Annotated in this window: 10 protein-coding genes and 3 pseudogenes; 10 read left to right on the top strand and 3 right to left on the bottom strand. The window is 43.1% G+C overall.

Going from position 1 to position 10,272, the window contains the following annotated elements; all coding sequences use genetic code 11:
* Both F6J94_RS23380 and F6J94_RS23375 read right to left on the bottom strand, forming a co-directional pair.
* A pseudogene (locus tag F6J94_RS23380) lies at positions 1-128 on the bottom strand (cyclic pyranopterin monophosphate synthase MoaC); the annotation flags it as partial.
* Between the two features lie 25 nt (positions 129-153).
* Positions 154-330 (bottom strand): annotated as a pseudogene (locus F6J94_RS23375) (HAMP domain-containing protein); the annotation flags it as partial.
* A gap of 1,250 nt (positions 331-1,580) precedes the next feature.
* Here F6J94_RS23375 and urtA point away from each other — a divergent pair.
* The 9 genes and pseudogenes from urtA to F6J94_RS23330 all read left to right on the top strand — a co-directional run bounded on the left by urtA (position 1,581) and on the right by F6J94_RS23330 (position 9,183).
* Positions 1,581-2,873, top strand: coding sequence for an urea ABC transporter substrate-binding protein (gene urtA, locus F6J94_RS23370; protein ID WP_293044598.1), 1,293 nt, complete (start codon positions 1,581-1,583; stop codon positions 2,871-2,873).
* A 194-nt stretch (positions 2,874-3,067) separates the two neighbouring features.
* Positions 3,068-4,237 (top strand): branched-chain amino acid ABC transporter permease, encoded by a 1,170-nt coding sequence (locus tag F6J94_RS23365; protein WP_293023546.1) that lies wholly within the window; start codon positions 3,068-3,070, stop codon positions 4,235-4,237.
* Between the two features lie 14 nt (positions 4,238-4,251).
* Positions 4,252-4,428 (top strand): hypothetical protein, encoded by a 177-nt coding sequence (locus F6J94_RS23360; protein WP_293044596.1) that lies wholly within the window; start codon positions 4,252-4,254, stop codon positions 4,426-4,428.
* Positions 4,412-5,578, top strand: a complete 1,167-nt coding sequence (gene urtC, locus F6J94_RS23355; protein ID WP_293023541.1) for an urea ABC transporter permease subunit UrtC — start codon at positions 4,412-4,414, stop codon at positions 5,576-5,578. Before F6J94_RS23360 ends, urtC begins: the two co-directional genes overlap by 17 nt.
* Positions 5,568-5,747: a hypothetical protein gene (locus tag F6J94_RS23350; protein WP_293023539.1), complete on the top strand. Its 180-nt coding sequence runs from the start codon at positions 5,568-5,570 to the stop codon at positions 5,745-5,747. Before urtC ends, F6J94_RS23350 begins: the two co-directional genes overlap by 11 nt.
* A 254-nt stretch (positions 5,748-6,001) precedes the next feature.
* Positions 6,002-6,739, top strand: a pseudogene (gene urtD / locus F6J94_RS34395) (urea ABC transporter ATP-binding protein UrtD); the annotation flags it as partial.
* Positions 6,740-7,558: 819 nt separating this feature from the next.
* Positions 7,559-8,260, top strand: a complete 702-nt coding sequence (urtE, locus tag F6J94_RS23340) for an urea ABC transporter ATP-binding subunit UrtE (RefSeq protein ID WP_293044592.1) — start codon at positions 7,559-7,561, stop codon at positions 8,258-8,260.
* Between the two features lie 312 nt (positions 8,261-8,572).
* Positions 8,573-8,797 (top strand): hypothetical protein, encoded by a 225-nt coding sequence (locus F6J94_RS23335; protein ID WP_293044590.1) that lies wholly within the window; start codon positions 8,573-8,575, stop codon positions 8,795-8,797.
* A 167-nt stretch (positions 8,798-8,964) separates the two neighbouring features.
* Positions 8,965-9,183, top strand: a complete 219-nt coding sequence (locus tag F6J94_RS23330) for a hypothetical protein (protein WP_293044588.1) — start codon at positions 8,965-8,967, stop codon at positions 9,181-9,183.
* Here the strand turns inward: F6J94_RS23330 and F6J94_RS23325 are convergent.
* Entirely contained in the window at positions 9,157-9,408 is a 252-nt protein-coding gene (locus F6J94_RS23325; RefSeq protein WP_293044586.1) for a UPF0175 family protein, read from the bottom strand. The two genes, F6J94_RS23330 and F6J94_RS23325, sit on opposite strands and share 27 nt — an antisense overlap.
* A 383-nt stretch (positions 9,409-9,791) precedes the next feature.
* On the opposite strand from F6J94_RS23325, the gene F6J94_RS23320 reads away from it, so the two are divergent.
* A partial coding sequence (locus tag F6J94_RS23320) for a leucine-rich repeat domain-containing protein (RefSeq protein ID WP_293044583.1) occupies positions 9,792-10,272 on the top strand: 481 nt, incomplete at its 3' end.

The raw sequence follows: 10,272 nt of genomic DNA, 5'->3' as shown, positions 1-10,272 counted from the left end.
TTAGTAGTCACAGATGCCTGAATCTGATATCCCGGTAGTTGGGGGTCAGGTTCGACTTGAACTTCGATCTTGTGTAGGGGCAAGGGATGACACAGAGGAATCAGTTGAGAAGTTTGCTTTGCTGCCAAAGTCAGCCATACCGTGAATCAGCTGATTGAGAGAAGTGGCTAAGACACCCACTTCATCTCGGGTCGTGACTGGTGCTTGCAGGGTGAAGTTAGACTCCTGTTTGACCTGTTCGGTGATCTCAGTCAGGCTTTTGAGTCGCTGTGCGATCGCATTACTGGTATGAATAGCTAATAGGATTGCGATCGCAACTGAGGCGATCATACTGCTGTAGATGATCCCAAAGCAGCACTGCTCAGCACGCTTGAGGGCACTCAAGGCTTGCGTCTGTTTGACTTGAGCTGCTCTAATCAGCTGGTCTGACTTCTCAAAAAAGCTTTCTAGGGCAGTGGTTAATTCAGGATTGTTCTGTTCCAACAGTTGCCTTTGGGCAAGTTTAAGCGCACCTAAGGGTAAGTTTCCAGACTCTATTTCCGACAACAGGGATTGAATCAGAGTCTTGTAGGCATCAATAATGATCCTGTTGGTCTTCACTAAATCCAGTAACTGATTGGTATTCGTATGAGAACAGGTCTCAAACTCTCTGACAAACTCTTCCGCTTCCAACAGCAGTTGCTGAGCTTGGTCAATTTTCTCTTGAACCAGCTGTAGGTCTTCCATGGGAACAGCAACAGGAGGTGCGACCCGAACGCGCACCTTTAGGGAATTTAATTCGCCAAGGTCAAGCGCACCTAAGTAGGCATAGGAACGTAAGTCTAAAATCGCGATTTGTAAATTTTTCAGGAGATGTTCTTGTTTTTGGGAACGAGTGAGTTCAGCCAGTGCTGCCTTTTGGTAATGCTGGCCAATCCCTAATCCAGTCGTTGTTCCCAAAATTGCCAAACCAATGGAGAGTGCATACCCAACAAAAACTTTCTGCCTAATGCTTGCACTGGCTAGGAATTGATTGATCCAGCTGATTCTGGATGCCCCTGAGTTAGGGTGACATCCAGTGTGAAATCCTTGGAAATTCTCCCCTGACAAAGCTTAAATCTCGCCAAATGTTAGCCGATGAGCCGAAGCGTGTTTATTAATACATCAACCTTATGGTCAATCTGTACACTGAGTTACAAGACAACAGTAAGTTTATAAGTTGAGCAATAAAACATGAATAGGTGATGCCTAATGACTTCAACATGCTATTTTTAGGCAAAACTATGCTTTTTTCGAAGTTATTGAACCATAGTAACAGGTACTGGCTTCGCTTGCTCTCTCTTGCTTTTGTAAAGGAGGTTTTGCTTATCCAGGCTGTAAAGAGTTGATTAACAGAATGTGAATACTTAGTGCTCAGCATGGGTAGATCTGATCCAAAAAAATGTTAAAAAATGTCAATCTTTCATGAACTGCTGGAAAATTTAGCTTGTTTGTATCCTACTTAACAGTTTACTTGTCATCGTAGGTCTAATATCACACCCTAGCTTCGCAATTTTTTCAATGAGGCTACACCTAAATTTGGTAGAGGATGGTACGAAAGTATGGTAAGTGGATTAGGACGACGTAAATTTCTGCTTTATAGCTCGGCAGCATTGGGAACCAGTCTTCTGTTGAAGGCTTGCGCTGAAGACAGCTCGGGTCCTTCAGAGGCTAGTGCTGGTGGGGAAGACACGATCAAAGTGGGTATTCTCCACTCCCTGACTGGCACCATGGCAATTAGTGAGACTACTGTGGTGGAAGCTGAAAAGCTTGCTATCAAGGAGATTAATGACGCCGGGGGAGTATTAGGCAAGAAAATTGTGCCTATTGTTGAGGATGGTGCGTCTGACTGGCCAACCTTTGCTGAGAAAGCTGCCAAACTGATTGATAAGGATCAAGTCGTTACTATTTTTGGTTGCTGGACATCCGCTAGCCGTAAGGCTGTGCTACCAGTGTTTGAATCCAAAGACCATATGCTGTGGTATCCTGTGCAGTACGAAGGGCAGGAATGTTCCAAGAATATTTTCTACACAGGTGCTGCACCAAATCAGCAGATTGAGCCAGCAGTAGAGTGGTTGCTGAAAAACAAGGGCAAAAAGTTTTTCTTAGTGGGCTCGGATTATGTTTTCCCTCGCACCGCTAACACAATTATTAAGGAGCAACTTAAAGCTCTGGGTGGAGAGACCGTGGGTGAGGATTACCTTCCCCTTGGTAATACAGAAGTTACCCCGATCATTTCTAAGATTAAAGCCGCCCTACCAGATGGTGGCGTAATCTTCAACAGTCTCAACGGGGATAGTAACGTCGCTTTCTTCAAACAACTCAAGGGTGCTGGACTCACTCCAGATAAATATCCCACGATGTCGGTGAGTATTGCAGAAGAAGAAGTCCGGCAGATTGGTCCAGAATTTCTAATTGGTCAGTACGCGGCCTGGAACTATTTCCAATCCGTCGATAGCCTTGATAATAAGCAGTTTGTGGAAGCCTTCAAAGCCGAGTATGGCGAAGACCGGGTAACCAACGACCCCATGGAAGCGGCTTACATTATGGTTTACCTATGGAAGCAGGCGGTAGAGCAAGCTGGAACTACTGACCTAGAGCCTGTGCGCAAAGCTGCTATCGGTCAAAAATTTGGCGCACCAGAAGGACCAGTAGAGATGTATCCGAATCATCACATTTCCAAGACAGTGCGCATTGGTGAAATCCAAGCCGATGGTCAGTTCAAAATTGTCTCATCCACTCCTAAACCAGTTTCTCCCATCCCCTGGAATCAATATGTAGCGGAAACGAAAGGGTATGGGTGTGACTGGACTGATCCCAATAAGGGAGGAAAGTACAAAAAGGAGAAAGCATAAGTGATCAAGGATGAATTATGACCTATGAAGTAAACTACTTAGCATTTAAAATCGAGTTTTGTTAGTTGAGTGTTGAGTGCTTAATGTAAACTTCAAAAACATAAAAATAAAGTAGTTTTCACCATTCATAATTCATCCTGCATAATTAACCATTCATAATTCATCCTTCATAATTCATAGTTAATTATTAAATTGTGCTGCCACTTTTAGAAGGAATTTTTAACGGGATTAGTATTGGCTCCGTGCTACTGATTGCTGCCCTAGGACTAGCGGTTGTATTTGGACTGATGGGCGTGATTAATCTTGCTCACGGCGAGTTAATGATGTTGGGCGCTTATACAACTTATGTTGTCCAAAATACCTTTAAAGCCTTTTTGGGCGATTCGTTGTTTAATGTCTATATATTTTTTGCCCTGCCCATAGCTTTTCTGGTGGCAGCGTTGGTAGGACTGGTATTAGAGAGGGGGGTGATTCGTTATCTATATGGGCGACCGTTGGAAACCCTTCTCGCTACTTGGGGGGTAAGTTTGATATTGCGGCAGTTTGTCCGCAGTGTAAATTGGGTATTGGTGATTGGGATTGGGGTATTTTGCCTGCTGTTTTTTGGGTCAAGGTGGGTTCTAAGCCGTCGTTTAGATTGGCAGAGAATTCGCAATTGGGCGATCGCTTTGATGGTATTCTTATCTCTAGGAATTGCCATCGTAACTGGGGTGTTGTTAGGACAAACCGGTCAACGGGCAATTACTCGACCTTGGTTTAGTGCCAGAAATGTAGACGTGACTCCACCAGCATGGCTTCAAGGGGGATTTCCCATTGGTAACTTCCAATTGCCCTATGCCCGGATCTTTATCATTATTTTGACGATTATTTGTCTATTGGGAACCTACTGGTTCTTAAATCGCTCCAGTTGGGGATTAAGGATTCGAGCTGTTACCCAAAATCGCAGTATGAGTGCTTGCTTAGGTATCCCTACAGAAACGGTAGATGCGTTAACATTTGCCCTAGGTTCTGGTTTAGCTGGTGTAGCAGGTTGTGCGATTACATTACTAGGTTCTGTTGGTCCCAATACTGGTCAAAATTATATCGTCGATACCTTTATGGTGGTAGTAGTTGGCGGTGTCGGAAACTTATTCGGAAGCATAATAGCCGCCCTCGCAATTGGTACACTTACCTATCTGATTGGTTCGGGAAGCATAGCCTTTATGTTGATGCCAGTAGAGTTCCTGAAACCGGTAACGGACTTCTTTACCTTCTTTGCGACCACCAGTATGGCAAAAGTTATGGTCTTTGCTTTAATTATTACCTTTTTACAAGTGAGACCTTCAGGAATATTCCCACAAAAAGGACGCACGGCAGAATTATAGCGTTTATCGTACTTATGAGGTACAGTCAATTGTATTGCCCCGATTCCCTACTCCCTACTCCCTACTCCCTACTCCCTACTCCCTACTCCCTACTCCCTACTCCCTGCTCCCTGCTCCCTTTGCTAAAGTACCTCACTAAATTGAGAACTGCTATAGTTGCTATTTTCATAAATTATGACGTATGTATCTAGAACACAAGCCATTAAAAAGCAGCGGCGACGAAAGTTAATCATAGAAATAGTAGCAATCGTAGCAATTGCTCTAGTTTTCGCGTTATTAATGCCAGCAATTTTGCCGGATTTTCGCCTCAAGCTGTTGGGGCGTTTTTTGTCATTATCTATTGTCGCGATTGGGATTGACCTGATTTGGGGGTATACCGGACTGCTGAGTCTAGGACATGGTATATTTTTTGCGTTGGGGGGCTATGCCTTTGCTATGCACCTCAAACTGCAATTACCAGAAGGAGAAATACCGGAATTCTTCACCCTCTATGGAGTGAAAGAACTCCCATTCTTCTGGCAGCCATTTTATTCGTTTCCTTTCACCCTAATTGCTATTGTTTTAATTCCCAGTATCGTGGCAGGATTGCTGGGTTATCTGGTATTTCGTAACCGGATTAAAGGGGTTTATTTCTCGATTTTAACCCAAGCCGCACTGCTGGTTTTATTCAATTTTTTCAATGGGCAGCAAAAGCTAATTAATGGTACTAATGGGTTGAAAACTGATACAGAAACCCTGTTTGGGATGTTAGTAAGTTCCAAACAAGCTCAGTTAGCTTTCTACGAAATTAGTATCCTGTGTGTGGTTCTGATCTACTTATTGTGCCGTTGGTTAACCAGTGGACGTTTTGGTCGGTTGTTAATTGCCATACGGGATGATGAGAATCGGGTGCGTTTCTCTGGCTACGATCCTACCGGATTCAAAGTCCTGGTATTTGCGGTTTCTGGGGGAATCGCTGGAGTGGCTGGAGCGCTTTATACCGTACAATCAGGGATTGTTACCCCCAGCTATATGGAAGTAGCGTTTTCCATTGAGATGGTGATTTGGGTGGCTGTGGGAGGACGAGCAACTCTAGTGGGAGCAATTCTGGGTACTTTATTAGTCAGACTAGCTCAAACCTTGTTGAGTGAGCAATTTCCTGAAGTTTGGCTATTTTTCCAGGGCGCGCTGTTCCTAATTGTAGTGACAGTACTGCCTAATGGTATTGTCGGCTGGTTGCGAGACGAGGGAATTGAACAAATGCGATCGCTTTTTGGTACCGAAAAACCAGTGATCACAACTTATCCCAGCCTAGAAAAAGACCCAGTAGTCCAACGGGAAAAAGAAGAGATTGGTCGTTAAACTGGTCTTGATTTACAGCGCTCTTCATTATCGGGAGTCGGGAGTCGGGAGTCGGGAGTCGGGAGTCGGGAGTCGGGAGTCGGGGGATAGGGTTTGTTTTATAGCAATTCTCTATGCCATGAGGTACAAAGGGATCCCCCTAAATCCCCCTTATCAAGGGGGACTTTGAGGTTGAGAAGCATACCTCATAAATCCTAGAAACGCTATATAACTGAACAATATCCCATTTAAATGCACAACAGCTTAGTTATTATTCATTAGTTATTTACCCCATTCGCGACTGCATCAAGACAATGATTTACACATAATTTTTTCCCGATTCCCGATTCCCTACTCCCGATTCCCTACTCCCGATTCCCGATTCCCGATTCCCTACTCCCTACTCCCTACTCCCTACTCCCTACTCCCTATTCCCTAAAAACAATGAACTCAAAAATTCTTGAAATTGATAACTTAACTGTAAGTTTTGACGGCTTCAAAGCAATTAACCAGTTTAACTTTAGTATGGATACTGGGGAATTGCGAGTGATGATTGGTCCTAATGGTGCTGGGAAAACTACGTTTCTGGATGTAGTGACTGGGAAAGTACAGCCAACGGAGGGACGGGTGTTGTTTAAGGGGCAGGATTTGCGAGGCTTATCGGAACACCAAATCTCTCGCTTCGGGATTGGTCGAAAATTTCAGACACCACGAGTCTACCTAAATCTAACTGTTCGGGAAAATTTAGATTTAGCTTGCAATCGCGATAAAAATGTGTTTTCCACCCTGTTTGGACGTACATTACCCGGGGAAAAACGGACAGTAGCTGGTTTGCTGGAAACCATTGGGTTAGTGGAAAAAGCGAATTTACTGGCCGAGTTACTCTCCCATGGAGAAAAACAGCGGTTAGAGATTGGGATGTTAGTGGCTCAGTCTCCCGATTTATTACTAGTAGATGAACCGGTGGCTGGTTTAACCGATGAAGAGACAGAAAATGTCGGAGATTTGCTGTTAGCTCTAGCTAAGAGTCATTCCATTATTGTGATTGAACACGATATGGAATTCGTACGCCAGATTGCTCGTAAAGTAACCGTGTTACATCAGGGTTCAGTGTTGTGTGAAGGCACAATGGATCAAGTCCAAAATGACCCCCGCGTTATTGAAGTGTATTTAGGACAAAAGCCATCGATTACAGCGGAACAAATGAAAATGCTACGGATTGTGTCTGCTATGGCTTGGTCTGATGGTAATCTGGCACGAGAAGAAGTTGATGTGATGATATCTCGCTTTAGCCAAGTGTTTGCGACAGATGCAGAACAACAGCAACAATTACAACAAGAATTACAGAATTATTTAGCACTTAATGTTCCTATCGAAGAGTTGACTAGTGAAATAGAAAGTATTGAAGAACGAAAACTAATCGTAAAGCTGGCTTATGAAGTGATTAAATCAAGTTCCCGTACACCTAGCGAACCAAAAATTAACGATGCTGAAGCAGCGGCTTACCAAAACTTAGTGAAGCTGTTGGATCTGCCAGCAGAAGTGGTAAAAAGCTTGGAAGCAGAAGTAGGAGAAGGGTAAAGGGTAAAGTGCTATATAGCAATTTTACGACTTGTGAGGTACAAATATCTAGGTTTTAGGGAGCAGGGAGCAGGGAGCAGGGAGCAGGGATTAGGCAAGAGTGAAACAATCCTGTATACCTCATGAGTCCTAGAAACGCTATAGCATTTAAGGCAATAGGCAATAGGCATGCTAGCAATAGTTAATCCACTATATAGGGATTTTTGCGATTCCCGATTCCCAATTCCCGATTCCCGATTCCCGATTCCCGATTCCCGATTCTAAATTCTAAATTCTAAATTCTAAATTCTAAATTCCCGATTATAACTTCTAACTTCTAACTTCTAACTTCTAACTTCCCGATTCCCAATTCCCGATTACCGATTCCCAATTCCCAATTCTAAATTCTAAATTCTAAATTCTAAATTCTAAAAAACTCTTATGCTGCAAATTTCCAATTTAAATGTCTACTACGGTGAAAGCCACATTCTCAGAAATGTAGATTTGAATGTACCAGCAGGACAAATGGTTTGCCTGATTGGACGGAATGGTGTGGGCAAAACTACTCTACTCAAAACGATTATGGGATTACTGAAACCCCGCACTGGCACCATTACCTTTGCTGGTCAACCCCTGACTAAACTATCTACCGATAAACGAGCCAGATTAGGAATTGGCTATGTTCCCCAAGGGCGGGAGATTATCCCTCGGGTAACGGTGAAAGAGAATTTGTTGCTGGGTTTAGAAGCACGTCGAGGGGGTAGAAAGGCTGAAGACGACATCCTAGACACTATCTTTGAGCTGTTTCCAGTCTTAAAATCAATGTTGTCCCGGATGGGTGGTGACTTGAGTGGTGGACAACAGCAACAATTAGCGATCGCACGGGCATTAATGGGACGTCCTCAGTTATTAGTGTTAGACGAACCCACCGAAGGGATTCAACCGTCGATTATTTTGGAAATTGAAGCGGCTGTGCGCCGGATTATTAAAACCACTGGGATTTCTGTGCTCTTGGTGGAGCAGCATCTACATTTTGTCCGACAAGCTGACCGCTACTATGCCATGCAGAAGGGTGGCATTGTGGCATCCGGGGCGACTAGTGAACTGAGTCAGGATGTGATTCAGCAATTCTTAGCGGTTTGAATCGTTACATAGCGGTTTTTAATTTGGTGAGGTACAGAGTTTCTGGTTTTAGGGAACAGGGAACAGGGAACAGGGAACAGGGAAGAGTAACCCAAACCTAACCCCTCCCAGGAGGGGAAGAGGTGACAGGGAAAAAAGTGTGTACCTCATTAAAGTAAAAATAGCTATAGATATACCAATCCTAAATGAATTGTGATAATTTTTGTTCCCTTTTCCCTACTCCCTACTCCCTACTCCCTGTTCCCTGTTCCCTGTTCCCTTTGGTATAGCATATAGAATATATTACAATACTAGTGTATTGACTTATAACTTATGTCTAACAATCCTTATTACAATCTTAGTGTTGATGACCAAACGATCATCATCAAGATTGATAAGACAGCAATTGATTATCAGCAACTGACCCAACTCCTCAACTATCTTGAATTCAAGTCAATCAGCCAGCGCAGTCAACTCACAGAAGAGGTAGCGGCTGAATTAGCTGATGAGATTGACTCTACCGTTTGGTCTAAGGTTAAGTCTAAACTTGATAAGTAGTAAATTGTGATCGGACAAAACCAAGCAGTTATAGTTGATACCAACATTTTGTTCTCAGCATTACTCTACAGATAAATCCCGTTTTAGTGAGTTACTACTCGACTCAAATTATGGCGTTGCTTAATAATGGAATGATTTTAAGAGTGAGGTGGAATAGGCATCTTGCTGTGGAATGGGCATCAGGCGTGGAACTGGCATCTTGTGTAGAACTGGCATCTTGTGTAGAACTGGCATCTTGCCAGTTTCCTCCTTATTTTCGGGCGGGCAGGATGCCCACTCTACTCCTATTCATTCAAAGACTGACGCAACGCCCAAATTATAACTTTTTTATCTGTGAGCAGGTGCTGGTAGCAGGAAGTTCAGCCACGGTTCATCTCGCGCTCTAGATCGTTAAAGTCAACAGCAAAGACATCAATTTGTTCCCGGGCTAGGGCGGCCAGAAAGTCCCTACGGTTTAACCCAGCGACGGATGCTGCTTTTTCCATGGAGATTTCCCGCTTTTGATACCAGTAGATAGCAGCAGCAAGCCGCATTTCCTGCACAAATTCTTCTGGGGGAAGGCGACGGGCACTCAAAACCTCTTCAGGTAAGTTAATTGTGACTTCTGACATTAGTTATGTCCTAAAATGTGGTATTATTAAAAATTGCTGACCTATCTTTTTTTACCATAATTTCGTCAAATTATTATCCCACATAGTTTTCGGGTCGCTTGTCGCCCCGTCAGAGCAAAGGGAATAGGGAGTAGGGAGTAGGGAGCGGTGGGACCCCGCGCTTTAAAAAAGCGCTAGGGAACGCGCACCGTAGGGAATATGATATCAAAAATTCTCACACATGATTTAGGATTGCTATACTGTTTATTATAGCTATGAGGTACATAGGATTTTTTCCCTCTTGCCTTTTACCTGCTCCCTGCTCCCTGTTTCCTGCTCCCTGCTCCCTACTCCTTAAAAAAAATGTACCTCACCTAATTTAAAACCGCTATAATTGAATAAAAATGGCTGTACCAGAACGTTTTGTTAAGAAAATAAGAGAAGCAAAATATCAGCAGCTTAAACACTTAGATTTAAGCATTTCTGTTTTTGGTGAAGATGGTGAGAAGTTAACTAAAATTCCAACTGAAATTTTTAATTTATCACAGTTAGAAGTCTTGGATTTAAGCGGTAATCAATTAACAACAGTACCAGAATCTATTACCAAGCTAACAAACTTAAATCTGCTTGATTTAAGGGGAAATAAATTAAAAACAGTCCCAGAATCCATCGGAAATTTAACCAACTTAACTCTGCTTGATTTAAGCTACAATCAATTAACGACAGTCCCAGAATCCATCGGAAACCTTACCAACTTAACCCATCTTTATTTAAACGGAAATCACTTAATAACAGTCCCAGAATCCATGGGAAATCTTACCAACTTAACCTATATCTATTTAATGAAAAATTACTTAATAACAGTCCCAGAATCCATCGGAAACC

Origin of the sequence: Moorena sp. SIO1F2 (assembly GCF_010672755.1) — a bacterium.
In the GTDB taxonomy this organism is placed as follows: domain Bacteria; phylum Cyanobacteriota; class Cyanobacteriia; order Cyanobacteriales; family Coleofasciculaceae; genus Moorena.
The sequence above is the reverse complement of the archived record's forward strand: the minus strand, read 5'-3'. Positions and strand labels throughout refer to the sequence as shown.

Bases quoted from the DNA above. Each gene is read 5' to 3' on its own strand.
- urtA (WP_293044598.1), top strand. From the start codon at position 1,581: ATGGTAAGTGGATTAGGACGACGTAAATTTCTGCTTTATAGCTCGGCA.
- F6J94_RS23360 (WP_293044596.1), top strand. From the start codon at position 4,252: ATGAGGTACAGTCAATTGTATTGCCCCGATTCCCTACTCCCTACTCCC.
- urtC (WP_293023541.1), top strand. From the start codon at position 4,412: ATGACGTATGTATCTAGAACACAAGCCATTAAAAAGCAGCGGCGACGA.
- urtE (WP_293044592.1), top strand. From the start codon at position 7,559: ATGCTGCAAATTTCCAATTTAAATGTCTACTACGGTGAAAGCCACATT.
- F6J94_RS23335 (WP_293044590.1), top strand. From the start codon at position 8,573: ATGTCTAACAATCCTTATTACAATCTTAGTGTTGATGACCAAACGATC.
- F6J94_RS23325 (WP_293044586.1), bottom strand. From the start codon at position 9,408: ATGTCAGAAGTCACAATTAACTTACCTGAAGAGGTTTTGAGTGCCCGT.